Raw genomic sequence first — 23,844 nt, 5'->3', positions numbered from 1 at the left:
CCCCCTCGCTTTTCAGGTAGACACCCATGAATACGGCGGATGCCCGACGCGTCCTTGAAACCGCATTGATCTGTGCGCAGCAGCCCTTGCCCTTGCGCGAGCTGGCTGTGCTGTTCGACGGCGCGGTTTCTCCCGACAGCCTCAAGCTCATGCTGGGCGACCTCCAGCAGGAGTGGTCGCAGCGTGGCGTCGAGCTGGTGCAGGTGGCCTCAGGCTGGCGTTTCCAGAGCCGGCCCGAGCTGCGCCCGTTCCTGGACAAATTGCACCCCGAAAAACCGCCCAAGTACACCCGCGCCACCATGGAGACGCTGGCCATCATCGCCTACCGTCAGCCCGTCACGCGGGGCGACATCGAAGACATCCGGGGTGTCACCGTCAATTCCCTGACCATCAAACAGTTGGAGGACCGGGGCTGGATCGAAGTGATCGGTCACCGCGAGACGGTGGGACGCCCCGCCTTGTTCGCCACCACCCGCCAGTTTCTGGACGATCTGGGCCTGGCCTCGCTGGACCAGTTGCCCCCCATCGAACACCCGTCGGCCATCGCTCAGGGCCTGGATGCACTGCCATTTGACAGTGACCCCGCCGAGCCCGAATTGCCGCTGGATGAACCCCAAGCGCCCGCTGCCCAACATCCCACGCAGCCCCACCCCGAGGAACCCGACCATGTCTGAAGCCAACACCGAGCCGACCCAGCCGATCCCGTCTGCTGATCCCGCGCTGGTCACGGACACGGGGGCGCCCGGTGGTGCAACCCGTCCCGCCGGACAAGGCGGGCGGGAGGCCCGCGCGCCCGCACCGGACGCATTGCGTTTCGAAGATGTGGTGAGCGGTGAGTTCGATGCCGAGCAGGAGGTGCCCGAAGTGCCTGGCAAGCGCGTGCTCGCACCGCAGGTCGAGTCGCCCAAACTGCACAAGGTGCTGGCCCAGGCCGGCCTGGGTTCGCGTCTGGAGATGGAGCAACTGATCCTGGAAGGGCGCATTTCTGTCAACGGCGAGCCGGCCCACATCGGCCAGCGTATCCAGTTTGGCGACGTCATCAAGGTCAACGGCAAACCCATCCGTGTGCGCATGACGCCGCAGCCCCCGCGTGTGCTGGCTTATCACAAGCCCGCCGGTGAGGTGGTCACCCATGACGATCCGCAAAACCGCCCGACCGTGTTCCGTCGCCTGCCCAAACTGCTTCAGGGCAAATGGCAGTCGGTGGGCCGCTTGGACCTCAACACCGAAGGCCTGCTGCTGTTCACCAACTCGGGTGAGCTGGCCAACAAGCTGATGCACCCGCGTTTTGGCCTGGAGCGCGAATACGCGGTGCGGGTGCTGGGCGCCTTGTCCAACGAAGAGAAGAAAAAACTGCTGGATGGCGTGCAGCTGGACGATGGCGTGGCCCAGTTCAGCAGCATCGAAGACGGCGGCGGCGAGGGCGCCAACTGCTGGTACCGCGTCACCATCGGTGAAGGCCGCAACCGCGAGGTGCGCCGCATGATGGAGTCGGTGGGGCACGCTGTCAGCCGCCTGATCCGCATCCGCTACGGCGCCATGTTGCTGCCGCGTGGCTTGAAGCGCGGCTTTTGGCTTGAACTGGACCAGCGCGACATCGACCGCCTGGGTGCCGCCGCCGGCATGGTGCGAACCGAACGTTCGGAGGGTGCGCCGGCGCGGCGTGGCCCGAATGCCGATGGCCCGGCGCGCACCAACCGACACCCCGCATCGCGGCGCAACAAAAAGGGTGGTGGCCCCCGGCCTTCGCGTCCCGATGCCGGGCCCCGCAACCGCGATGACCGCGATGAACGGGCCGACCGCAACGACACCGTGCCGGCCAACGTCTCGCACGAGGCGCCCAGCTACGGCGGCCGTGGTCGGGGTCAGGGCCGGCCTGAGCGGGGTCCCGGTGGCGGTGGTGGCCCCGCTGCGGGTGGGCAGCCCGATCCGATGAAAACGAGCTTTGGCTACATCGGTGCCGACTCCCTGCAGCGCAAGCGCGACAACAGCGCTGGCGGACCACGCCGCGGTGGCCAGGGTGGCGTGGGCGGTGGCGGCGGAAGCGGCGGCCGAGCAAGTGGCGCACCCCGAGGCCGGGGTGGCAACGGCGGACCGCGCCGTGGCGGTGGCCGCTGACCACAGCGCCCCATGTTTGCCACACGCTCAGGCTAAAATGCTGGGTTTTCTGGATTCCAGAGCCCTTTTGTCTTAAAAACACTCTTTCAAGGACCACCATGGCCATCGAACGCACCCTGTCCATCATCAAGCCCGACGCCGTCGCCAAGAACGTCATCGGCCAGATCTACGCCCGCTTTGAAGCCGCTGGCCTGAAGGTCATCGCTGCCCGCATGGCCCACCTGTCGCGTGGCGAAGCCGAAGCGTTTTACGCCGTGCACAAAGAGCGTCCTTTCTTCAAGGACCTGGTGGACTTCATGATCTCCGGCCCCGTGATGATCCAGGTGCTGGAAGGCGAAGGCGCCATCGCCAAGAACCGCGACCTGATGGGTGCCACCGACCCCAAGAAGGCCGCTCCCGGCACCATCCGCGCCGACTTCGCCGACAGCATCGACGCCAACGCCGTGCACGGCTCCGACGCACCTGAAACCGCCGCCGTTGAAGTGGGCTTCTTCTTCGCCGGCATGAACGTTTACGGCCGCTGAAGCGCGGCGCGTAATTCCATTTGATGACAACGGCCAACCTTCTCGATTTCGATCTCGCGGGCTTGGCCGCCTTTTGTGAGCGGCTCGGAGAAAAGCGTTTCCGGGCCGTTCAGCTTTTCCGCTGGATCCACCAGAAAGGCGCTTCGCGCTTTGACGACATGACGGATCTGGCGCGCAGCCTGCGGGAAAAACTCCCCGCCGTCTGCGAAATTCGCCCGCTCAAGGTGATGGCCCAGCAGGAGTCCACCGACGGCACCATCAAATGGCTGTTTGATGTGGGCGATGGCAATGCGGTCGAAGCGGTGTTCATTCCCGAAGACGACAGAGGCACCCTGTGTGTGTCGTCCCAGGCCGGCTGCGCCGTGGGTTGCCGCTTTTGCTCCACCGGCCACCAGGGTTTTTCGCGCAACCTGAGCACGGGCGAAATTGTGGCCCAGCTCTGGTTTGCCGAACACTTTCTGCGCAAGCACCTCAAGACCAGCGAACGTGTCATCTCCAACGTGGTGATGATGGGCATGGGCGAGCCTCTGCAGAACTACAGCGCGCTGGTGCCCGCCCTCAAGGTCATGCTGGACGATCACGGCTACGGCCTGTCGCGCCGCCGCGTGACGGTGTCCACCTCGGGTGTGGTACCCATGATGGACCGTCTGGCGCAAGACGTGCCGGTGGCACTGGCGGTGTCGCTGCACGCCCCCAACGATGCCTTGCGCGACAACCTGGTGCCACTGAACCGCAAGTACCCGCTGGCCGAGCTGATGGCCGCGTGTGGACGTTACCTGCCGGCCGCGCCGCGCGACTTCATCACCTTCGAGTACTGCATGCTCGATGGCGTGAACGACCAGCCCGAGCACGCGCAACAACTGCTGGCGTTGATCCGCGGGCAAAGTCCCTACTACAGTGGCCCGGCCGTGCCCTGCAAGATCAACCTGATTCCGTTCAATCCTTTCCCCGATTCGGGCCTGCGCTGCTCGGCCCGTCCGACGGTGCTTGCTTTTGCCGAAACGCTCAATGCCGCCGGCATCGTGACCACGGTGCGCAAGACCCGGGGTGATGACATCGACGCCGCTTGTGGTCAACTGGCGGGGGATGTGCTGGATCGCACCAACGCCGCGCAACGCATGGCGCAGCGGCGAACCACCGACACCCGGCCGGTGCACGTGGTGCGCCGCAATGGCTGACGCAACCACGGGTCCACAGGCATGACACGTTTTTTATCCACGCTTTGTTTGGTGTTGTTGGCCACGTTGCTGGGCGCATGCGCCGGTGGCGCCGGGCAGCCGGGCGGGGCAGGCACCCCAGCCGAACCGGTGACGGAGTTCGACGAGCCGGAAAACCGCAAGCGCGCCCGCATTCGCATCGAGCTGGCTTCTGGCTATTTTGAGCAGGGCCAGACCACGGTGGCCCTGGATGAGATCAAGCAGGCGCTGGCAGCCGACCCCAACTACGCGCCGGCCTACAACCTGCGCGGCCTTGTCTACATGCAGATGAGCGAGCCGGCCCTGGCCGAAGCCAGTTTCAACCGCGCCATCCAGCTCAACCCGCGCGACGCGGATGCCATGCACAACCTGGGCTGGATGTGGTGCCAGCAAGGGCGCCTGGCGCCCTCGCTGGAGCAGTTTGGTCGTGCGCTGGCAGTGACCGGCTATGCAAACACGGCCCGCACCTGGATGGCGCAGGGGGTCTGCCAGGTGCGCGCTGGTTTGAACACCGAGGCCGAAAAAAGCCTGACGCGCGCGTTCGAACTCGACGCGAGCAACCCCATCACCATGTACAACCTGGCCCGGCTGCTGTTGCAGCGGGGCGAGGCTTTGCGGGCCCAGTTCTACGCACGGCGCCTCAATGCGTCGCCGGATCTGGTCAACGCCGAATCGCTCTGGCTGGGGCTGCGCGTGGAGCGCCGCTTGGGCAACCCGGACGGCGTGCGGCAACTGGCCGACCAACTGCGCCAGCGTTTTCCCAATTCGCCCGAATGGGCCAGGTATTTGCGAGGGGCTTTTGATGAGTGACGTGCAGGCGCCTCAGGGTGGCGACGCAACCGACACCGTGCTGCCGCGTGATGCGGTGGCTGCCGGCCAACGCCTCAAGCAGGCGCGCGAAGCCGCGGGTTTGCATGTGGTGGCGCTGGCTGCTGCGCTCAAGGTGCCGGTGAAAAAGCTGGAGGCGCTGGAGGCCGGGCGCACCGGTGACCTGCCTGACGCGACCTTTGCCCGCGCCCTCGCGGCCAGCGTGTGCCGGCAGTTGAAAATCGATCCGACCGATGTGTTGGCGCAGTTGCCCCAGGCGGGCGGCAGCCGGCTGGGCGAAGACCCGGTGCTCAACACCCCCTTCCGCACCCCGCGCGATCCCGCCGGGTCCACACGGGCGCCACAGGGTGTGCCCAAGGCGGTTTGGATCGCCCTGGTCATTCTGCTGTCGGCGGCGGCCGTGTGGTGGTGGGTGCCGCCCGTGTCGGACGACACCCCGCTGGCGCTGCCGGCCGAGCCGTTGTTGCCGGTTGCGCCGACCGAAGGTGCCACGTCCATGGGCGCTGGTGCCAACGTGGCGGAGGAAACGGCTGCGCCGCCTTCTGATGCGCCGGCGGCCGCTGTGTCAGCCAACACCCCTGCCGCCCCAACGCCGACGGGAGCGGAGGGCGTGCCTGCTGCTGCGCCCACAACAGCCCAGCCCGCCCCGGCCCCGGCGGCCCCGATCGTGCCCGCGAGCGAGGTGCTGGTCATCCGGGCGCAGGCCGACAGTTGGATCGAGGTGTCCAGCGGCGGCAAGGTTCTGGTGCAGCGCCTCATCAAAGCAGGGGATTCGGTCGCGCTGGCCGATCCCACCCCGTTGTCGGTGGTGATTGGGCGCGCCGATGCGACGGAGGTGCTGGTGCATGGCAAACCGTTCGATCTGGCGGCTGTGGCGCGCAACAACGTGGCCCGTTTCGAGGTGAAATGAGCATGGACACCGTGACCCAACCCATTCCGCTGGGCCTGGCCGCCGCGCGGCGCTCGCGCCAGGGCCGCGTGGTCTGGGGTGATCATGTCGTCACGGTCGGTGGGGATGCGCCCGTGCGCGTCCAGTCGATGACAAACACCGACACCGCCGATGCCGTGGGCACAGCCATCCAGGTCAAAGAGCTGGCGCTGGCGGGCTCCGAGTTGGTCCGCATCACCGTCAACAACGACGAAGCGGCCCGTGCGGTGCCTTACATCCGCGAACAGCTTGACCGCATGGGCATCCACGTGCCCTTGATTGGCGACTTCCACTACAACGGCCACAAGTTGCTCACCGACCACCCGGACTGTGCCCAGGCGCTCTCCAAATACCGCATCAACCCCGGCAACGTGGGCCGTGGCGACAAACGCGACCGCCAGTTTGGCCAGATGATCGACGTGGCGCTGGCGCACAACAAACCGGTGCGCATTGGCGTCAACTGGGGCAGCCTCGACCAGGATTTGCTCGCCCAGCTGATGGACGAGAACGCGGGCCGTGCGCAGCCCTGGGACGCCCGCCAGGTGATGTACGAGGCCTTGATCACCTCGGCCCTCGATTCGGCCGCCCAGGCGCAGTCGTTGGGCATGGCACCCGAGCAGATCATGTTGTCGTGCAAGGTCAGCGGCGTGCAGGATTTGATCGCTGTGTACCAGGCCTTGGCCCAACGCTGCGATTACCCGCTGCACCTGGGTCTGACCGAGGCCGGCATGGGCACCAAAGGCACGGTGGCATCTGCGGCCGCCTTGTCGGTGCTGCTGCAACAGGGTATCGGCGACACCATCCGGGTGTCGCTCACGCCGCAGCCCGGCGAGGCCCGCACCCAGGAAGTGGTGGTGGCGTCTGAAATCCTGCAGTCGCTGGGTTTGCGCGCGTTTGTGCCCAGCGTTACCGCGTGCCCCGGCTGTGGCCGCACCACCAGCACCGTGTTCCAGGACCTGGCCAAACAGATCGACGACCACCTGCGCTCCTCCATGCCGGTGTGGCGCGCCAAGTACCCGGGCGTCGAGCACCTCAAGGTGGCGGTCATGGGCTGCATCGTCAACGGCCCCGGCGAGAGCAAACATGCGGATATCGGCATCAGCCTGCCCGGCACGGGCGAGGCACCGGCCGCGCCGGTGTTCATTGATGGCGAAAAGGCGCTGACGCTGCGGGGCGAAGGCATCGCTGCCGAGTTCCAGACCATCGTCGAAAACTACATTGAAAAGCGCTTCGGCGCCTGAGCTTGCACATGGCAGAAAAACTCAGTGCCGTCAAAGGCATGAACGACATCGCTGCGCCGGAATCGGCGCACTGGGAGTGGCTGGAAGACAAAATCCGCCAGCTCATGGCGCGGTATGGCTACCGCAATTTCCGCGCGCCCATCGTGGAGCCGACGGCCCTGTTCGTGCGTGGCTTGGGCGAGGTGACGGACATCGTCGAAAAAGAGATGTACGCCTTCGAGGACAAGCTCAACGGCGAACACCTGACCCTGCGCCCCGAAGGCACGGCCGGTGTGGTGCGCGCGGCCATCGAACACAACATGTTGTACGACGGCGGCAAGCGCCTGTACTACATGGGCCCCATGTTCCGGCACGAGCGCCCGCAGCGTGGCCGCTACCGCCAGTTCCACCAGGTGGGCGCCGAGGCCCTGGGTTTTGTTGGTCCTGATGTGGATGTGGAACTCATCCTGTTGGCGTGCGACCTGTGGGACGAATTGGGCCTGACCGGCATCACGCTGGAAATCAACAGCCTGGGCCAGCCAGCCGAGCGCAAGGCGCACCGCGAGGCGCTCATTCGCCACCTGGAAGCCCACAAAGACCAACTGGATGCCGACGCCCAGCGCCGGCTCTACACCAACCCGTTGCGCATCCTCGACACCAAAAACCCCGCCATGCAGGCGCTGGTGGAAGCCGCGCCCAAGCTGATGGACTTTCTTGGCGCCGAATCCCTCAAACACTTCGACACTTGGCGCGCGCTGCTCGATGCCCAGGGCGTGACCTACCGCATCAACCCGCGTCTGGTTCGCGGCATGGACTACTACAACCTCAGCGTGTTCGAGTTCGTGACCACCGAGTTGGGTTCGCAGGGCACGGTGTGTGCGGGTGGCCGTTACGATGGCCTGTTTGAGCAGATCGGGGGCAAGCCATCGCCCGCCGTTGGCTGGGCCCTGGGGGTGGAGCGCATTCTGGAGCTGCTCAAGTCGCAGAACCGCTTGCCAACCGCCCCTGTGGCGGACGCCTACGCCATCGTGCCCGACGCGGCGGTGTTGCCCCAGGTGCTGCCGGTGCTGCGCGCCCTGCGCCGGGCCGGCGTGGCGGTGCTCATGCACACGGCCGGTGCCGAAGGCATGGGCAGCATGAAGTCCCAATTCAAAAAAGCCGACGCCAGCGGCGCCCGCTTTGCGCTGATTTTTGGCCCCGACGAAGTGGCCCAGGGCCAGGTGTCGGTCAAGCCGCTGCGCGCGGTGGACGGCCAGGTGGTGGCACAACGCGCCCAGGCCCTGGCCGACGCGGCCCACTGGGCCGCCAGTCTGCGCTGAGTTGCCGCCGGGCGGCCCCCTACAATCGACCGAACTTTTCTGATCCCATCCATGGCCACGCATCTCGACCTCGAAGAACAGGAACAACTCGACCAGCTCAAGCACTTCTGGTCGAAGTACGGCAACCTGATCACCCTCACCCTGGTGCTGGCGTTGGGCGGTGTGGCTGCCTGGAACGGCTGGCAGTACTGGCAATACCGCGGGGCCGAACAAGCCACCGTGCTTTTGGACGAGCTGGAGCGCGCCGCGCAGGCGGGTGACAGTGAACGTGTTGTGCGTGTCACCGCCGACCTGCAGGCCCAGCATGGCCGCACGCTGCAGGCGGCCCAGGCCAGCCTGCTGGCGGCACGCACCCTGCATGACGCTCAGAAGGTGGACGACGCCCGTGCTGCGCTGCAGTGGGTGGTGGACAAAGGCAGCGACGATGCCTACCAGGCCATCGCCCGTGTGCGGCTGGCTGGCCTGCTGATGGATCAAAAGGCGTACGACGAAGCCTTGAAGGTGCTGGACGCGAAGTTGCCTGCCGCCATGGCACCGCTGGCCGCCGATCGCCGGGGCGACATCCTGCTGGCGCAGGGGCAGCGAGACGGCGCGAAGGCCGCCTACCTGGCCGCCTACCGCGACATGGATGCCGATGCGGGCTACCGCCGGCTGGTCGAGGCCAAACTGGCCGCGTTGGGCGTTGTGGTGGGCGAAGATGCCGCAACAAAGGAGAAAACACCGTGATGTCTGTCGTATTGCCTCGCGGTGCTGGCCGCACCTGGCGCCTGGTGGCCGGTGCCTGCCTGCTGAGCGTGCTCGCTGCCTGTGGCAGCTCTGGCAGCAAAAAGCCTGAGCCCACACCTTTGGCACCGGTGAATGCGCTGCTGGGCGTGCGCCAAGCCTGGACATTGTCCATCAGCGCCAGTGCGGCGCCGCTCAAACCCGCTGTGATCGGCAGCCAGGTGTGGTTGGGCAGCAGCGACGGCAGCGTGGTGGCGCTGGACGCCGCCGCCGGACGCGAACTGTGGCGCGCCCAGGTGGGTGCGCCCTTGGCGGCGGGCGTGGGCAGCGATGGCAGCACGGTGGCAGCGGTCACGGTCGCCAATGAGCTGGTGGCCATTGAGTCGGGTCGCGTGGTCTGGCGCACTCGCCTGGGCGTGGGTGTGTTCACGCCGCCCTTGGTGGCCGGGCGCCGCGTGTTTGTCTTGGGCGCAGATCGCAGCCTGAGCGCGTTTGATGCCGCCACAGGCGCACGTCTGTGGCAACAAAATCGCCCGGGCGACGCGCTGTCCTTGCGTCAGGCCGGTCTGCTGATGGCCCTGGGCGACACGCTGGTGGCTGGGCAACAAGGCCGGCTGGCCGGCCTCGACCCGAACACCGGCGCGCTGCGCTGGGACAGCGTGATCGCATCGCCCCGTGGCACCAACGAAATCGAACGCCTGGTTGAACTGGTCGCGGGCGTCAGTCGCCAGGGCAATCAGATGTGTGCCCGCGCTTTCCAGGTGGCCGTGGGCTGTGTGGACACCACGCGGGGCACCACCATCTGGACGCGTGCAGCGGCCGGCTCGGAAGGGCTGGCCGGCGACGAGAGCCTGCTGTTCGGGACCGAGTCCACAGGCCGTGTGCAGGCCTGGCAACGCGCCTCCGGCGAACCGGCATGGCACAGCGACCGCTTCCTGCACCGTGGCCTGACGGCGCCCGTGGTGGTCGGCCGGTCGCTTGTGTTTGGCGACGCAGCGGGTTTTGTGCACATGCTGTCGCGCCAGGATGGCGCGGTGTTGAACCGCCTGAGCACCGACGGTTCCGGGCTGGCCGCTGCGCCCGTGCTGGCTGGCGATACCCTGGTGGCCGTGACCCGCAAGGGCGGGGTGTTTGGCTGGCGACCTGAATGAGGCCGTCCGACGCCCCCGTTTCCTTTTCTTTTTGAAAGCAGTCTGTCTTGAAACCCGTATTGGCCCTGGTGGGCCGCCCCAATGTCGGTAAGTCCACGCTGTTCAACCGGCTGACCCAGTCGCGCGACGCCATCGTGGCCGATTTTGCCGGGCTCACCCGCGATCGCCACTACGGCAACGGCCACCTTGGCCGGCGCGAGTTCATCGTCATCGACACCGGCGGCTTTGAGCCGACGGCCGAGTCTGGCATCTACAAGGAAATGGCCAAACAGACCCGGCAGGCGGTGGCCGAGTCGGATGTGGTCATTTTTGTGGTCGATGCGCGCGGCGGCATCAGCGCCCAGGACCACGACATCGCCAACTACCTGCGCAAGCTGGGCAAGCCCACGCTGCTGATCGCCAACAAGGCCGAAGGCATGCAGCAGGGCTTGCAGCTGGTCGAGTTTTTTGAGCTCGGTCTGGGCGAGGTGCTGCCGGTGTCGGCGGCACACGGTCAGGGCGTGCGCTCCATGGTGGAAGAGGCTTTGGACAAGCTGGGCATTCCCGAGCCCGACGAAGACGCCGACGACGAAGACAAAAGCGTGATCCGCCTGGCCGTGGCCGGGCGCCCCAATGTGGGCAAGTCCACACTGATCAACGCCTGGCTGGGTGAGGAGCGCCTGGTGGCCTTTGACATGCCAGGCACCACACGCGACGCCATTTCCGTGCCCTTCGAGCGCAACGGCCAGAAGTTTGAACTGATCGACACGGCAGGCCTGCGGCGCAAGGGCAAGGTGTTTGAGGCGATCGAAAAGTTCTCGGTCGTCAAAACCCTGCAGGCCATCGAGAAGGCCCACGTCGTGCTGTTGCTGCTGGACGCGGAGCAGGGCGTGACCGACCAGGATGCCCACATCGCTGGCTTCATCCTGGAGAGTGGCCGTTCGGTGGTGTTGGCCATCAACAAATGGGACGCGGTGGACGCCTACCAGCGCCAGACCGTGGAGCGCTCGGTTGAGCAGCGCCTGGCTTTCCTCAAGTTTGCACAGATGCACCTGATTTCGGCCAAAAAACGCCAGGGTCTGGGGCCGCTGTGGAAGTCAATTGCACAGGCCCACGCGGCGGCCAACCGCAAAATGCCCACACCTGTGCTCACCCGTTTGCTGCAGGAGGCGGTGGCTTTCCAGCAGCCGCAGCGCAGCGGCATGTACCGCCCCAAAATGCGCTACGCCCACCAAGGTGGCATGAACCCGCCGGTGATCGTGATCCACGGCAACTCGCTGGAACACGTGAACGACAGCTACAAGCGCTTCCTGGAAGGGCGGTTCCGCAAGGCGTTCGATCTGGTGGGCACGCCTTTGCGCATCGAGTTCAAGACGTCCGACAATCCCTACAAGGACCAAGATTGACAACCCCGTCTCCGGGTTTGCCCTTCCCGCTGTGGTATGGTCGCCACCTCATCAACTTTTCTTGAACACGGAGCATATCGTGAGCAACAACAAAGGCCAACTTTTGCAAGACCCGTTCCTGAACCAGCTGCGTCGCGAGCACGTGCCGGTTTCCATCTACTTGGTGAACGGGATCAAGCTGCAAGGCCAGATCGAATCGTTTGACCAGTACGTGGTGCTGCTGCGCAACACGGTGACCCAGATGGTCTACAAACACGCCATTTCCACCATTGTGCCCGGCCGTCCGGTGCAATTTGCGGCCGTGCAAGCCGCCGATGGCGCATCTTCCTGATCCCGTGCCGCCTGGCGCCTGAGCGCCGCGCGGCGTGTCATCGCCGCCCCCACATTTGAATTCTCCTGACTCCCCATCCGCCGACCGGCCCGCTGTGGTGCTGGTGGGCGTGGATTTCGGCCACCCCCACTTCGACCATGGGCTGGAGGAGCTTGGCCTGCTGGCTGAGACCGCTGGTTTCCGTGTCACCGAGCGTGTCACCTGCAAACGCCGAGCGCCCGATCCCGCCTTGTTTGTGGGTTCGGGCAAGGCCGATGAAATCAAGGCCCTGGCCTTGGGCACGGGCGCAACCGAGGTGTTGTTCGACCAAGCCCTGAGCCCAGCCCAGCAACGCAACTTGGAGCGTCACCTGGGCTTGGCGGTCAACGACCGCACCCTGCTCATCCTGCAGATTTTTGCCCAACGTGCGCGCAGCCACGAAGGCAAGTTGCAGGTGGAGCTGGCGCGGCTGCAATACCTGTCCACGCGCCTGGTGCGCCGCTGGAGCCACTTGGAGCGCCAAAGTGGTGGTATCGGCATGCGCGGTGGCCCGGGGGAGACGCAGATCGAGCTCGACCGCCGCATGATCGGCGACGCCATCAAGCGCACCAAAGAGCGGTTGGAGAAGGTGAAGAAACAACGTGCGACGCAGCGCCGCCAGCGCGAGCGGCGTGACGCCTTCAACATCTCCTTGGTGGGCTACACCAACGCGGGCAAGTCATCTCTCTTCAATGCCCTGGTCAAGGCGCGCGCCTACGCGGCCGATCAGCTGTTTGCCACGCTCGACACCACCACCCGCCAGCTGTACCTGGGTGAAGCGGGGCGCAGTGTGTCGCTGTCGGACACGGTGGGCTTCATCCGCGACCTGCCGCACGGCCTGGTCGATGCGTTTGCCGCCACCTTGCAAGAGGCGGCCGACGCCGATTTGCTCCTGCATGTGGTGGACGCATCCAACCCCGGCCACCCGGAGCAGATTGCCGAAGTGATGCGGGTGCTGCACGACATTGGCGCGGCGCAGGTGCCTCAGTTGCTGGTGTTCAACAAGCTGGATGCCATCGATCCCGAGCGCCAGCCGCAGCGCTTGCGTGACCACATGGATGTCGAAGGGCTGAGCGTGACGCGGGTGTTTGTGAGCGCACTGACCGGGCAGGGCTTGCCTGAGTTGCGGCAGGCCCTGGCCGACGTGGTGGCGCAAGACCGACCGGCGGAAACTTTCTCGGATGCCGGCGATCCGTCTCAAGAGCCCCCCTTGGGTGAGTTCAACTGAGCTGCCCATGGCGCTGATGCCCTTTTCGCGCGGGCCTGATGGCCCGATTCGGCACAATAGCGCGTGTTGGTGTTTTTCCATTCATAACCTCTGCCATCCATGAGTCTCCATTTCCCGCGACTTCGACTGCCGGCCGCCTGGACGCGTGCCGCGGGCATGTTCAACCTCAACGATCCGCGCTGGGGGCGCGGCGACGATGGCAAGGACGAGGGTGCACCTCCCCCGCCACCGCCACCGCCGGGGCGCGAAGAGCCGCGCAGCCAGCGGCCGCAAGGCCCCAACCAGGGCCCGCCCGATCTGGACGAGCTGTGGCGCGATTTCAACCGCAAACTGGGTGGCTTGCTGGGTGGTGGTCGAGGTGACAACAACGGTGGCGGCCGCCAGGGTGGCATGCCCCCGTTCAAACCCGATCCCAAAAGCACCGGCATTGGTGCCGGCCTGATTCTCGGTGTGGCCGCCCTGATCTGGATGGGTACCGGATTTTTCATCGTTCAGGAAGGCCAGCGCGCGGTCATCACGCAGTTTGGCAAGTACCACAGCACCGTGGGCGCGGGTTTCAACTGGCGCTTGCCATATCCCATCCAGCGCCACGAAACCGTGTTTGCCACCCAGATCCGCTCGGTGGATGTGGGTCGCGACGCCATCGTGCGGGCCACCGGCCTGCGCGAATCGGCGATGCTGACCGAAGACGAGAACATCGTCGAGATCAAGTTTGCGGTGCAGTACCGCCTGAGCGATGCGCGCATGTACCTGTTTGAAAGCCGCGACCCGGATGCCGCCGTGGTCAAGGCCGCCGAGACCGCCGTGCGCGAGGTGGTGGGCAAGATGAAGATGGACGCCGCGCTGGCCGAAGAGCGCGATCAGATTGCGCCGCGTGTGCGCACCCTGATGCAGACCATCCTGGACCGCTACAACGTGGGCATCGAGGTGGTCGGCATCAACATGCAGCAAGGCGGTGTGCGCCCGCCCGAGCAGGTGCAGGCCTCGTTCGACGATGTGCTCAAGGCCGGCCAGGAGCGTGAGCGCGCCAAAAATGAAGCCCAGGCCTACGCCAACGACGTGGTGCCCCGTGCCCGTGGTACGGCCTCGCGTCTGATGGAGGAGGCGGAAGGTTACAAGGCCCGCATCGTGGCACAGGCACAGGGTGATGCGCAGCGCTTCCGCTCCATTCAGACCGAATACGCCAAGGCGCCGCAGGTCACGCGTGAGCGCATGTATGTGGACACCATGCAAGAGGTCTACAGCAACGTGACCAAGGTGCTGATCGACAGCAAACAGGGCTCCAACCTGCTGTACCTGCCGTTGGACAAGCTGACACAGGCGGTGGCGCAGGGCGCTGCGGCCGCAGCACCTGCCGCCACCGGCACCGCCAGCACACCCTCGCCTGCCGGGGCTGCCAACCTGAGCGACAGCCGCAGCCGCGACGCCGAGCGCTCGCGCAGCCGTGAAACCCGTTGATGCGCCGACTGCCGTGCACGATCTGAAAGCCTTGTCATGAACAGAATCGGTTTCATTCTTTCGTCCTTGCTGGTCGCGCTTGCGCTGGCCAGTTCCATGTTGTTTGTGGTTGATCAACGCCAGTTTGGTGTGGTGTTTGCCCTGGGGCAGATCAAAACCGTGATTACCGAGCCAGGCCTCAACTTCAAGTTGCCGCCGCCGTTCCAGAACGTGTCCTACATCGACAAGCGCCTCTTGACGCTGGAGAGCACCGACACCGAGCCGACACTCACCGCTGAAAAGCAACGGGTGGTGATCGACTGGTATGTGCGCTGGCGCATTTCCGATCCGTCGGCCTACATCCGCAACGTCGGCCTGGACGAGCGTGCCGGCGCGCTGCAACTCAACCGCGTGGTGCGCAACTCCTTCCAGCAAGAGGTCAACAAGCGCACCGTGAGCGAGTTGCTTTCGACCCGCCGCGAAGACCTGATGAACGACGTCAAGCGCGAGGTGCTGGCGGCCGTGCGCGGTGCCGAAAAGCCTTGGGGCATGGACGTGGTGGATGTGCGCATCACCCGTGTGGACTACGCCGAAACCATCACCAAGTCGGTGTACGACCGCATGGAGGCGGAGCGCAAACGGGTGGCCAACGAGCTGCGCTCCACCGGTGCGGCCGAAGGCGAAAAGATCCGAGCCGATGCCGACCGCCAACGCGAAGTGATTGTGGCCGAGGCCTACCGCAAGGCGCAGGAGGTCAAGGGCCAGGGCGACGCCGAAGCCGCGCGTGCCTACGCCGAAGCCTTTGGCCGCGACCCCGCCTTTGCCCAGTTCTACCGCAGCCTGGAAGCCTACAAGGCCAGTTTTGCCGGCAAGTCCGACGTGATGGTGGTTGATCCCTCGTCCGACTTCTTCAAGGCCATGCGCAGCAGCACCGTTCAGGGCGGCGGCAAGTGATGCCCGCGTGAGCGAGGTGTTCTGGCTGGCACTGGCCCTGATGCTGGTGCTCGAAGGCCTGCTGCCCATGCTGGCGCCCACCCGCTGGCGCCAGATGTTCTGCGAAATCCTGAAGCTGCACGATGGCCAGATCCGCTTCTTCGGCCTGTGCTGTGTGGTGGCCGGACTGCTGCTCTGGTGGTGGCTGTCACCCGCCTGATCGGCGAGCGGTCCCGCGAGGGCCGGTAGAATCACGTTTTTAACAGCCCCCACCGATGACCATGTCCGCCTGGGTCCTGCCGGATCAGATCGCCGATGTTTTGCCTTCCGAGGCCCGGCACATTGAGGAACTGCGCCGCAGCCTGCTGGACACCGCATCCGGTTATGGCTACGAGCTGGTCATGCCGCCCATGCTCGAGCACCTGGAGTCGCTGCTGACTGGCACCGGCGAGGCGCTGGATCTGCAGACCTTCAAACTTGTCGATCAACTGTCTGGGCGCAGTCTGGGTCTTCGCGCCGACAGCACGCCACAGGTGGCACGCATCGATGCCCACCTGCTCAACCGCCAAGGTGTGGCCCGTCTGTGTTACTGCGGTCCGGTGCTGCACACCCGCGCCGATCGCCCGCTGGCCACGCGCGAGCCGCTGCAGTTGGGCGCCGAAATTTACGGTCACGCCGGCCTGGAAGCCGATCTTGAAGCCATGGAACTGGCCCAGGCCTGTGTGCTGGCGGCGGGGCTGCGGCACCTCACACTGGACATGGCCGATGTGCGCGTGATCGATTCGGTACTGGCCGGTGTGCCGCTGAGCGCCGAACAAACCCACCTCATCCACGCGGCCCTGGCCCGCAAGGACGCGGCGGAACTGAACACCCTCTCCAAAGACCTACCGGCCGACGTGCGCGGCAGCCTGCTGGCCCTGCCGCGCCTGTACGGCGACGTGGCGGTGCTGGCCGAGGCGCGCCGCACGCTGCGCCCCTCGCCCCTGCTGAACGAGGCGCTGGATGGCCTTCAATGGTTGGCCGACCACCTGAGCGGCCTGGACGTGAGTTTTGATCTGGCCGACCTGCGCGGTTACGCCTATTACACGGGCATGCGCTTTTCCCTGTTTGCCCGCAGCGAGCGCCAGGGTGGCGCGGCCACCCACGCCGAACTGGTTCGGGGTGGCCGCTACGACGAGGTGGGCGCCATTTTTGGCCGCAAGCGACCGGCGGTGGGCTTCAGCCTCGACCTCAAGGAGTTGGTGCAGGTCAGTCCACGGCGCGCGCTCAAGGCGGCGGTGCGGGCACCCTGGGGCAATCAACCCGGCCTGCGTGACGCCATTGCGGCTTTGCGCGCGGCGGGCGAAACAGTGGTGTGTGCCTTGCCAGGGCACGACCACGAGGTGGACGAATTCCACTGCGACCGTGTGCTGACGCTGCACGGTGGTGGTTGGTCGGTCCAGCCGGTGTGACTCTTTCTTTCAAAGCGACGACATGAGCAATTCCGATATGCGCGCCCAACCCGGGCGCAACGTGGTGGTGGTCGGTACCCAATGGGGTGACGAAGGCAAGGGCAAACTGGTCGACTGGTTGACCGAAACCGCGCGCGGCGTGGTGCGTTTCCAGGGCGGTCACAACGCCGGCCACACGCTGGTCATCAACGGCGTCAAGACCGCGCTGCACCTCATCCCCAGCGGCATCATGCGCCCGGGCGTCAAGTGCTACATCGGCAACGGTGTGGTGCTGTCCGTCACCAAGCTGCTCGAAGAGATCGAAGGCCTGGAAAAGGCCGGTGTCGAGGTGCGCTCGCGCCTGCGCATCAGCGAGGCCTGCCCGCTGATCCTGCCCTTCCACGCCGCGCTGGACATCGCGCGCGAGGCCTACCGCGAAAAGGGCGGCACCGAGAAGATCGGCACCACCGGCCGGGGCATTGGCCCGGCCTATGAGGACAAGATCGCCCGCCGCGCCCTGCGTGTGCAGGATCTGAAGTTCCCCGAGCGGTTTGCCGCCAAGCTGCGCGAGCTGCTGGACCTGCACAACCACGTGCTGACCACCTACCTGCACGCCCCGGCCATCGATTTCGACACCACCTTTGCCCAGGCCATGGCCCAGGCCGAGTTGATCAAGCCGATGATGGCGGATGTGTCGCGTGAGCTGAACGAAGCCAGCAAGGCCGGTGTCAACCTGCTGTTCGAAGGTGCGCAGGGCACGCTGCTCGACGTGGACCACGGCACCTACCCGTTTGTCACGTCCAGCAACTGTGTGGCTGGCAACGCCGCCGCCGGTGCCGGTGTGGGCCCGGGCCTGCTGCACTACATCCTGGGCATCACCAAGGCCTACTGCACCCGTGTGGGCGGTGGCCCATTCCCGACCGAACTCGAATGGGAAAAAGAGGGCACGCCGGGTTACCACATGAGCACCGTGGGCGCCGAAAAGGGCGTGACCACCGGGCGCAGCCGCCGTTGTGGCTGGTTCGATGCCGCGCTGCTCAAGCGCAGTGCGCAGGTGAACGGTTTGAGCGGCCTGTGTATCACCAAGCTCGACGTGCTGGACGGCCTGACAGAGTTGAAGCTGTGCGTGGGCTACCAGCTCGATGGCCAGTTCACCGACATCCTGCCCATGGGCGCCGATGAAATTGCGCGTTGTGTGCCCGTGTACGAAACGCTGCCCGGCTGGAGCGAGTCGTCGGTGGGTGTGACCCAGTACGACAAGCTGCCCGCCAATGCGCAGAAGTACCTCAAGCGCATTGAAGAAACCACCGGTGTGCCTGTGCACGTGATCTCGACCAGCCCGGACCGCGATCACACCATCCTGCTGCACCACCCCTACGCCGCCTGATTTCCACACCACCACGATGAGGAGCGCATCCATGCTGACCGAAGACGGCAAACACCTGTATGTGTCTTACGACGAGTACCACAACCTGATCGAAAAACTGGCGATCAAGGTGTACCAGTCGGGCTGGGAGTTCGACACCATCCTGTGCCTGGCCCGGGGTGGCATGCGCCCGGGTGACATCCTTTCGCGCATCTTCGACGTGCCCCTGGCCATCATGTCCACCAGCTCCTACCGCGCCAGTGCCGGCACGGTGCAGGGCAAGCTGGACATCGCGCGCTACATCACCACGCCCAAGGGCGAGATCGCCGGCAAGGTGTTGTTGGTCGACGACCTGGCCGATTCCGGCCACACGCTCAAGGCCGTCATCGAGCAACTGCGCAACAACTACCCGCCCATCACCGAGCTGCGCAGCGCGGTGATCTGGACCAAACAGCTGTCCACGTTCACGCCCGACTATTCGGTGGAGTACCTGCCCACCAACCCGTGGATCCACCAGCCGTTCGAGGGCTATGACGCCCTGCGTCCCGCTCAACTGCTGGAAAAATGGAAAGTCTGATCGGGTCATGACCGACATCCGCACCCAGCTCATCCACCACCCCTACCGCGCACCGCCGGAGTTCGACGCGGTGCCGGTCGCGGTCCACAAGGCCTCGACCGTTTTTTTCAACAACGTGGCCGATTTGCGCAGCCGCCGTTGGAAAGACAAAAGCGGCTACACCTACGGCCTGCATGGCACGCCCACCACCTTCACGCTGGAGGAGCGGCTGGCCACACTCGAAGGGGGCAGGTATTGCCTGCTGGCGCCCAGTGGCCTGGCGGCCGTGGCCCTGGTGGACACCGCCTTCCTGCAGCAGGGCGACGAGATGCTTCTGCCCGACAACGTTTACGGCCCCAACCAGACCCTGGCGGACGGTGAACTGGTGGGCTGGGGCATCACCCACCGTTTTTACGACCCGATGGACCCGGCCGACCTGGCCGCCAAGATCACGCCGGCCACCCGCCTGGTGTGGCTGGAGGCCGCTGGCTCCATCACGCTGGAGTTCCCCGATCTGCCGGCCCTGACGGCGGTGATCCGCGACGCCAATGCCGCGCGGGGCGTGGGTGCGCGGCCCATCGTCAGTGCGCTCGACAACACTTGGTGCGCCGGTATTGCGTTCAATGGCTTCGAGTTGGGGGCCGACGTGCTGATGCATGCCTTGACCAAATACCCCAGCGGCGGCGCCGACGTGTTGATGGGTTCGGTGGTCACACGCGACCCGGCTTTGCACCACATGCTGGTCGACACCCACATGCGTTTTGGCATCGGGGTGGGCGCCAACGACGCCGAACTGGTGCTGCGTGGCCTGCCCACCACGGCGTTGCGCTACGAGGCACAGGACCGCAGCACGCGTGTGCTGGCGCAGTGGATGAGCGAGCGCCCCGAGGTGGCCTGCGTGCTGCACCCGGCCTTGCCTGGCTCGCCAGGGCACCTGACCTGGAAGCGCGACGCCACGGGCGCAGCCTGCCTGTTCAGTGCCGTTTTCAAGCCCGAATTCAGCCAGGCGCAGATCGACCGTTTCTGCGACAGCCTGCAGCTCTTTCATCTGGGCTGGAGCTGGGCCGGGCCGATCAGCCTGTGCGCGCCGTATGATGTGCCCTCGATTCGCCGCCTGCCTTGGCCCCATGCCGGGGGGCTGGTGCGTTTTGCGGTGGGTCTGGAAGCGGTCGATGACTTGCGCCAGGACATCGAGCAAGCGCTCCGGGCCCTGCGCGGCTGAATCTCCTCCAACCCTGGCACACAGAAAGAACCCACGCCTTGGCCACTCCCAACTACGGATACGAAAAACGCCAGCGTGAGCTGGCCAAGAAGCAGAAGAAAGAAGAGAAGGCTCGCGCCAAAGCGCAACGCCAACACGAGCCCGGGCAGGATGGCGAGCAGCCTCAGCCGGGGGCCGATGAGGCTGCCCCCGAGAGTGGCGCTGGCGACGCAGCGGCAGACTGACCTGTGTCAGTTGCTGGCGGCGAGCAATTGCCTGGCCAGCACCTCGAAGCTGCCCGCGCCCTGGTAGGTCACGGGCCAGCGCGTGGACGTGGGGTAGGCCACAAAGTTGCGTGCCATCGATTCCTCGTAGCGCGGGTCGTAGTGGTTGGCCAGCAGGTCCTCCACCACTTCGGCCATCTGGCCTGAGCGCGCCTGTGCCTGCCAGCGCCCCACGGTTTCGCGTCCGCGCAATTCGGTGAGGGTGGCGAGCCGATCACAAAAGAACTCGGCATCCTGGGCAAAAAACGCGTAGTCGTGCAGCAGCAGGGCCACGCGGTCGGGCAAGTCCATCTCCAGCGTCAGGCAGGGGCTGGCGCGCATGGCGTGGATCAGCGCTTCTGGCACCGTCACATTGCCCACCCGTTTGCTTTCAGCCTCCACGTACACCTCGCGTGCCGGGTCGAGCGCACGCAGCGCCGCCCACAGACGTGAATCGAACAGTTTTTGGCTGGGCTGGGGTTGCCCCGGGATCAGCCCCAGTACCGAGCTGCGGTGCTGCGCCAAGGCCTCCAGGTCGAGGATTTGTGCGCCCTGGGCCGCCAGGGCTTGCAACAAATGTGTCTTGCCGGTGCCGGTGCGGCCACACACCACACGGTAGCGCAGCCGCTGTGCCATCGCGGGCAAGTCTGCCAGCACGGCGGTGCGGTAGGCTTTGTAACCCCCCTCAACCAGCGTCACCTTGAAGCCAATGGCCCCCAGGATGGTGGCCAGCGCACCGCTGCGGTTGCCACCGCGCCAGCAGTACACCAGCGGCTGCCAGCTTTTGGGTGTGTCCAGCAGTTCGCGTTCGATGTGGGCCGCGATGTTGCGAGCCGAGATCGCCGCGCCGCGCTTCTTGGCTTCAAACGGGTTGACCTGCTTGTACAGCGTGCCAATCACCCGCCGCTCCTCGTTGTTCAGCGTGGGCCAATTGACGGCGCCAGGCAGGTGGTCCTCGGCAAACTCGGCCTCGCTGCGGGCATCAATGACGGCATCGAACGCGGCGAGGTGTTGCAGCGCTTCGGTCGCGCTGATCTTGTGGACGCTCATTTATTTCAGCAACTTCTGCAGGTTGGGCCACACATTGGCCAGCAGGGTGGGTTGGGCCTGCTCGTTGGGGTGGATGCGGTCGTTCTGGAAAAGGGCGAGGGGGTCGGCGGCATCGGCCACGCCCTTGAGCAGGAAGGGCACCAGTTCCGCTTTTTCCGTGCGCGCAACCTGGGCAAAGGTGTCGGCAAACCGCTGGGTGTAGGCGGCGCCGTAATTGGGCGGTACCTGCATGCCCACCACCAGCACGCGCGCGCCGGCGGCGCGGGCAGCCTGTGCCATGGCCCGGAGGTTCTGTTCCGTCATCTCCAGCGGCAGGCCACGCAACGCGTCGTTGCCGCCCAGCTCGATCACCACCACGGCCGGCTTGTGCTGGTTCAGCAGCGCCGGCAGGCGCGAACGACCGCCCGAGGTGGTGTCGCCGCTGATGCTGGCGTTGACCACACGCCAGGGCCGCTTTTGTTCGACCAGGCGTTGCTCCAGCAGCGCAACCCAGCCACTGCCTCGGCGCAGGCCGTACTCGGCGCTCAACGAATCGCCCACCACCAACACCGTTTTGGCGGGCGCGGGCGACTGCGCGGTGGCGCTGCCCGCAATCCCCCACAGCGCCAGCGCAGCGCAGGCCACGTTAAAGTGTCGCCTCATCCAGATTGGGTCACGCATGTTTCAAGAGCATCAGGTTCAGGGTTCGGGTCAGGTCAGCGCGGCGGATGCGCCTGCCATGGTGGTGGCGCGTGGCGTGGGCAAGTCGGTCACCGATTCCACCGGCACGCTGACCATTCTGCGCGATGTCGATTTTTCCCTCGCGGCTGGGCAGACGGTGGCCATCGTTGGGGCATCGGGCTCGGGCAAAAGCACCTTGTTGTCGATTATCGCGGGCCTCGATACCCCCAGCACGGGCACGGTCCACCTGGCCGGTGTCGATTTGTTTGCGCTGGACGAAGACCAACGCGCTGCGTTGCGCGCGCAGAAGGTGGGTTTTGTGTTCCAGAGCTTTCAGCTGCTGGGCAACCTGACCGCGCTCGAAAACGTGATGCTGCCGCTGGAGCTGGCCGGGCGGAGCGACGCACGCAGCGCTGCCACCGACATGCTCAAACGCGTGGGCTTGGGCGAGCGCCTCGGGCACTACCCCAAGCTGCTCTCGGGTGGCGAGCAACAACGTGTGGCGTTGGCGCGGGCCTTTGTGGTGCACCCGGCGGTGTTGTTGGCCGACGAACCCACGGGCAGCCTGGACTTCGCCACCGGCGAGCGGGTGATGGAGCTGATGTTTGAGTTGAACCGTGAACTGGGCACCACCCTGGTGTTGGTGACGCACGACCGCGCCATTGCGGCACGCTGCGAGCGCCGCATCACCATCGAGGCGGGCCGCATGGCCGATACGACTTCGCCTTCAAACGTATAACTTCGTTGGTTCGCCTCGCCGTGCTGTGGCACTGTCTTCGGCTTCCCGCCTCGTTCTACGCTTGAATTCAAAGCCGTATGAACTGGCCCTGGAGCCTCAGAACAGCTCGGCCGAACCGAAGTGCAGGCTGGGCAGGGCGCCCTCGGACTGCAGCAGGTCGTAGCAATAGGTGCGGTTGCGGCCATCCCGTTTGGCTTGGTAGAGCGTGCGGTCGGCGCGGGCGATGATTTCCTGGGCGGAATACTGCGCGTCGATGCGCGCCACACCAATGCTGACGGTGACCTGGCCGACCTGCGGGAACCGGTGGCCTTCGATGCGCAGGCGCACACGCTCCATGACATCCAGCACATCGGCCTCGGAGGCCGCGCTGGTGATGGCCAGGAACTCTTCGCCGCCGTAGCGGTAGATCAGGTCGCTTTTGCGGAAACAATCGGCCACCATGCGGGAGACCAGCAGCAGGATTTCGTCGCCCACCACATGACCGTGGGTGTCGTTGACAACCTTGAAATAGTCAATGTCCAGCATGGCCAGCCAGTAGTCGTACTCGGCGGTGCGGCGTCGTGACGGCGCCTGCGACTTGCCGTGTTGTGCCAGCAGCGGCCACATGCGCTCGATGCCGGTGTCCAGCGCATGGCGGTTGTACAAGCCGGTCAGTTGATCGCGTTGGCTGTCGTCGAGCAGGCTGTAGTAGTTGGCATACACCTCCAGGACGCCATGGACGATGGCGTGTTCGGTGTCGCTCAGGCCGTTGGCCTTGCGAAACGCGATGTGGCCACACAAGCGACGGGCATTCATCAGCGGCAGCATCACCAGGGTGCTGCCGTCGATCTGCCAGGTACTGGGCTTGTGGGTCAGGCGCACGTTTTCCATCAGGGCCAGTTCGGGCGCAGGCACCTCCACGTTCTGGTAGACGGTTTCGATGCGCTCGGTCACGCGTTCGACACCCTCGCGGTCCAGCACCACCGAGCGGTGGTGGTTGAGCACGCCCACACAGCGCTGGTACTCGTCCGTCTTGTACAGCGATACATCGTTCACGCCCAGAACGGCCCCCAAAGTCTTCAGCAGGCTTTGTTCCAGCAACTCGGTGTCGCGAATCGCGGTCATGGAGCCCAGGCGCTCCAGCAGGGGAGGTAACTTGATGATGTTGTTGCTCATCTTGACAACTTCGTGAAAAAAACGTCGCCAGCCGAGAGGGCTTGGCGATGTGTTGACGGATTGTGGATGGCTTTGGAGATTCTTT

25 protein-coding genes are annotated in these 23,844 nt (G+C 65.5%); 22 read left to right on the top strand and 3 right to left on the bottom strand.

Going from position 1 to position 23,844, the window contains the following annotated elements:
* The first annotated feature begins 26 nt into the window (after positions 1-26).
* The 21 genes from scpB to ACFQU0_RS09545 all read left to right on the top strand — a co-directional run bounded on the left by scpB (position 27) and on the right by ACFQU0_RS09545 (position 20,137).
* Positions 27-674: an SMC-Scp complex subunit ScpB gene (gene scpB, locus ACFQU0_RS09645; protein WP_382200179.1), complete on the top strand. Its 648-nt coding sequence runs from the start codon at positions 27-29 to the stop codon at positions 672-674.
* Entirely contained in the window at positions 667-2,118 is a 1,452-nt protein-coding gene (locus tag ACFQU0_RS09640; protein ID WP_417451848.1) for a pseudouridine synthase, read from the top strand. The genes scpB and ACFQU0_RS09640 overlap by 8 nt, the downstream gene beginning before the upstream one ends.
* A 98-nt stretch (positions 2,119-2,216) precedes the next feature.
* Positions 2,217-2,642: a nucleoside-diphosphate kinase gene (gene ndk / locus ACFQU0_RS09635; RefSeq protein WP_382200175.1), complete on the top strand. Its 426-nt coding sequence runs from the start codon at positions 2,217-2,219 to the stop codon at positions 2,640-2,642.
* 23 nt (positions 2,643-2,665) lie between these two features.
* Positions 2,666-3,820, top strand: coding sequence for a dual-specificity RNA methyltransferase RlmN (gene rlmN / locus ACFQU0_RS09630; protein ID WP_382200173.1), 1,155 nt, complete (start codon positions 2,666-2,668; stop codon positions 3,818-3,820).
* 21 nt (positions 3,821-3,841) lie between these two features.
* The gene (gene pilW, locus ACFQU0_RS09625) at positions 3,842-4,648 is read left to right on the top strand and encodes a type IV pilus biogenesis/stability protein PilW (RefSeq protein ID WP_382200171.1); all 807 of its coding nucleotides are present in this window, start codon (positions 3,842-3,844) and stop codon (positions 4,646-4,648) included.
* Positions 4,641-5,576 (top strand): helix-turn-helix domain-containing protein, encoded by a 936-nt coding sequence (locus ACFQU0_RS09620; protein ID WP_382200169.1) that lies wholly within the window; start codon positions 4,641-4,643, stop codon positions 5,574-5,576. The genes pilW and ACFQU0_RS09620 overlap by 8 nt, the downstream gene beginning before the upstream one ends.
* Before the next feature lie 2 nt (positions 5,577-5,578).
* Positions 5,579-6,835 carry a flavodoxin-dependent (E)-4-hydroxy-3-methylbut-2-enyl-diphosphate synthase gene (gene ispG, locus ACFQU0_RS09615; protein WP_382200167.1) on the top strand — a complete coding sequence of 419 codons (1,257 nt, stop codon included), beginning with the start codon at positions 5,579-5,581 and terminating at the stop codon, positions 6,833-6,835.
* A gap of 8 nt (positions 6,836-6,843) precedes the next feature.
* Positions 6,844-8,133 (top strand): histidine--tRNA ligase, encoded by a 1,290-nt coding sequence (gene hisS, locus ACFQU0_RS09610; RefSeq protein ID WP_382200165.1) that lies wholly within the window; start codon positions 6,844-6,846, stop codon positions 8,131-8,133.
* 51 nt (positions 8,134-8,184) lie between these two features.
* Positions 8,185-8,859, top strand: a complete 675-nt coding sequence (locus ACFQU0_RS09605) for a YfgM family protein (protein WP_382200163.1) — start codon at positions 8,185-8,187, stop codon at positions 8,857-8,859.
* Positions 8,859-10,007 (top strand): outer membrane protein assembly factor BamB, encoded by a 1,149-nt coding sequence (bamB, locus tag ACFQU0_RS09600; protein WP_382200437.1) that lies wholly within the window; start codon positions 8,859-8,861, stop codon positions 10,005-10,007. The genes ACFQU0_RS09605 and bamB overlap by 1 nt, the downstream gene beginning before the upstream one ends.
* Before the next feature lie 47 nt (positions 10,008-10,054).
* The gene (der, locus tag ACFQU0_RS09595) at positions 10,055-11,392 is read left to right on the top strand and encodes a ribosome biogenesis GTPase Der (protein WP_382200161.1); all 1,338 of its coding nucleotides are present in this window, start codon (positions 10,055-10,057) and stop codon (positions 11,390-11,392) included.
* Between the two features lie 79 nt (positions 11,393-11,471).
* On the top strand, positions 11,472-11,723 hold the full coding sequence (hfq, locus tag ACFQU0_RS09590) for an RNA chaperone Hfq (protein ID WP_417451843.1): 252 nt from the start codon (positions 11,472-11,474) through the stop codon (positions 11,721-11,723).
* A gap of 94 nt (positions 11,724-11,817) precedes the next feature.
* Positions 11,818-12,969: a GTPase HflX gene (gene hflX / locus ACFQU0_RS09585; protein ID WP_382200436.1), complete on the top strand. Its 1,152-nt coding sequence runs from the start codon at positions 11,818-11,820 to the stop codon at positions 12,967-12,969.
* Positions 12,970-13,068: 99 nt separating this feature from the next.
* A complete protein-coding gene (gene hflK / locus ACFQU0_RS09580; RefSeq protein ID WP_382200157.1) occupies positions 13,069-14,427 on the top strand; it encodes an FtsH protease activity modulator HflK in 1,359 nt (452 codons plus the stop codon).
* Between the two features lie 36 nt (positions 14,428-14,463).
* Complete coding sequence (gene hflC / locus ACFQU0_RS09575) at positions 14,464-15,360, top strand: protease modulator HflC (RefSeq protein ID WP_382200155.1); 897 nt, start codon at positions 14,464-14,466, stop codon at positions 15,358-15,360.
* Positions 15,361-15,367: 7 nt separating this feature from the next.
* Positions 15,368-15,559 (top strand): DUF2065 domain-containing protein, encoded by a 192-nt coding sequence (locus ACFQU0_RS09570; protein WP_382200153.1) that lies wholly within the window; start codon positions 15,368-15,370, stop codon positions 15,557-15,559.
* A 61-nt stretch (positions 15,560-15,620) separates the two neighbouring features.
* Positions 15,621-16,790, top strand: a complete 1,170-nt coding sequence (locus tag ACFQU0_RS09565; RefSeq protein WP_382200151.1) for an ATP phosphoribosyltransferase regulatory subunit — start codon at positions 15,621-15,623, stop codon at positions 16,788-16,790.
* 37 nt (positions 16,791-16,827) lie between these two features.
* The gene (locus ACFQU0_RS09560; protein WP_382200434.1) at positions 16,828-18,156 is read left to right on the top strand and encodes an adenylosuccinate synthase; all 1,329 of its coding nucleotides are present in this window, start codon (positions 16,828-16,830) and stop codon (positions 18,154-18,156) included.
* 31 nt (positions 18,157-18,187) lie between these two features.
* Positions 18,188-18,712, top strand: a complete 525-nt coding sequence (locus tag ACFQU0_RS09555; RefSeq protein WP_382200149.1) for a phosphoribosyltransferase — start codon at positions 18,188-18,190, stop codon at positions 18,710-18,712.
* A gap of 7 nt (positions 18,713-18,719) precedes the next feature.
* On the top strand, positions 18,720-19,913 hold the full coding sequence (locus ACFQU0_RS09550; RefSeq protein WP_382200147.1) for a PLP-dependent transferase: 1,194 nt from the start codon (positions 18,720-18,722) through the stop codon (positions 19,911-19,913).
* Positions 19,914-19,951: 38 nt separating this feature from the next.
* Positions 19,952-20,137: a hypothetical protein gene (locus tag ACFQU0_RS09545; RefSeq protein ID WP_382200145.1), complete on the top strand. Its 186-nt coding sequence runs from the start codon at positions 19,952-19,954 to the stop codon at positions 20,135-20,137.
* 6 nt (positions 20,138-20,143) lie between these two features.
* Here the strand turns inward: ACFQU0_RS09545 and mnmH are convergent, their stop codons facing one another.
* The gene (gene mnmH / locus ACFQU0_RS09540; RefSeq protein WP_382200143.1) at positions 20,144-21,205 is read right to left on the bottom strand and encodes a tRNA 2-selenouridine(34) synthase MnmH; all 1,062 of its coding nucleotides are present in this window, start codon (positions 21,203-21,205) and stop codon (positions 20,144-20,146) included.
* Positions 21,206-21,847: an arylesterase gene (locus ACFQU0_RS09535; RefSeq protein WP_382200141.1), complete on the bottom strand. Its 642-nt coding sequence runs from the start codon at positions 21,845-21,847 to the stop codon at positions 21,206-21,208. It lies immediately after the preceding gene.
* Positions 21,848-21,923: 76 nt separating this feature from the next.
* On the opposite strand from ACFQU0_RS09535, the gene ACFQU0_RS09530 reads away from it, so the two are divergent.
* Positions 21,924-22,604 (top strand): ABC transporter ATP-binding protein, encoded by a 681-nt coding sequence (locus ACFQU0_RS09530; RefSeq protein ID WP_382200432.1) that lies wholly within the window; start codon positions 21,924-21,926, stop codon positions 22,602-22,604.
* Positions 22,605-22,700: 96 nt separating this feature from the next.
* Here ACFQU0_RS09530 and ACFQU0_RS09525 read toward each other — a convergent pair whose 3' ends face one another.
* Positions 22,701-23,759, bottom strand: coding sequence for a GGDEF domain-containing protein (locus tag ACFQU0_RS09525; RefSeq protein ID WP_382200139.1), 1,059 nt, complete (start codon positions 23,757-23,759; stop codon positions 22,701-22,703).
* Positions 23,760-23,844 lie beyond the last annotated feature (85 nt).

The organism is Hydrogenophaga defluvii, assembly GCF_042665235.1.
Taxonomy (GTDB): domain Bacteria; phylum Pseudomonadota; class Gammaproteobacteria; order Burkholderiales; family Burkholderiaceae_C; genus Hydrogenophaga; species Hydrogenophaga defluvii_A.
This window is presented reverse-complemented; position numbering and strand designations above follow the sequence as displayed.

Bases quoted from the DNA above. Each gene is read 5' to 3' on its own strand.
- scpB (WP_382200179.1), top strand. From the start codon at position 27: ATGAATACGGCGGATGCCCGACGCGTCCTTGAAACCGCATTGATCTGT.
- ACFQU0_RS09640 (WP_417451848.1), top strand. From the start codon at position 667: ATGTCTGAAGCCAACACCGAGCCGACCCAGCCGATCCCGTCTGCTGAT.
- ndk (WP_382200175.1), top strand. From the start codon at position 2,217: ATGGCCATCGAACGCACCCTGTCCATCATCAAGCCCGACGCCGTCGCC.
- rlmN (WP_382200173.1), top strand. From the start codon at position 2,666: ATGACAACGGCCAACCTTCTCGATTTCGATCTCGCGGGCTTGGCCGCC.
- pilW (WP_382200171.1), top strand. From the start codon at position 3,842: ATGACACGTTTTTTATCCACGCTTTGTTTGGTGTTGTTGGCCACGTTG.
- ACFQU0_RS09620 (WP_382200169.1), top strand. From the start codon at position 4,641: ATGAGTGACGTGCAGGCGCCTCAGGGTGGCGACGCAACCGACACCGTG.
- ispG (WP_382200167.1), top strand. From the start codon at position 5,579: ATGGACACCGTGACCCAACCCATTCCGCTGGGCCTGGCCGCCGCGCGG.
- hisS (WP_382200165.1), top strand. From the start codon at position 6,844: ATGGCAGAAAAACTCAGTGCCGTCAAAGGCATGAACGACATCGCTGCG.
- ACFQU0_RS09605 (WP_382200163.1), top strand. From the start codon at position 8,185: ATGGCCACGCATCTCGACCTCGAAGAACAGGAACAACTCGACCAGCTC.
- bamB (WP_382200437.1), top strand. From the start codon at position 8,859: ATGTCTGTCGTATTGCCTCGCGGTGCTGGCCGCACCTGGCGCCTGGTG.
- hflK (WP_382200157.1), top strand. From the start codon at position 13,069: ATGAGTCTCCATTTCCCGCGACTTCGACTGCCGGCCGCCTGGACGCGT.
- hflC (WP_382200155.1), top strand. From the start codon at position 14,464: ATGAACAGAATCGGTTTCATTCTTTCGTCCTTGCTGGTCGCGCTTGCG.
- ACFQU0_RS09565 (WP_382200151.1), top strand. From the start codon at position 15,621: ATGTCCGCCTGGGTCCTGCCGGATCAGATCGCCGATGTTTTGCCTTCC.
- ACFQU0_RS09560 (WP_382200434.1), top strand. From the start codon at position 16,828: ATGCGCGCCCAACCCGGGCGCAACGTGGTGGTGGTCGGTACCCAATGG.
- ACFQU0_RS09555 (WP_382200149.1), top strand. From the start codon at position 18,188: ATGCTGACCGAAGACGGCAAACACCTGTATGTGTCTTACGACGAGTAC.
- ACFQU0_RS09550 (WP_382200147.1), top strand. From the start codon at position 18,720: ATGACCGACATCCGCACCCAGCTCATCCACCACCCCTACCGCGCACCG.
- mnmH (WP_382200143.1), bottom strand. From the start codon at position 21,205: ATGAGCGTCCACAAGATCAGCGCGACCGAAGCGCTGCAACACCTCGCC.
- ACFQU0_RS09535 (WP_382200141.1), bottom strand. From the start codon at position 21,847: ATGAGGCGACACTTTAACGTGGCCTGCGCTGCGCTGGCGCTGTGGGGG.
- ACFQU0_RS09530 (WP_382200432.1), top strand. From the start codon at position 21,924: ATGGTGGTGGCGCGTGGCGTGGGCAAGTCGGTCACCGATTCCACCGGC.
- ACFQU0_RS09525 (WP_382200139.1), bottom strand. From the start codon at position 23,759: ATGAGCAACAACATCATCAAGTTACCTCCCCTGCTGGAGCGCCTGGGC.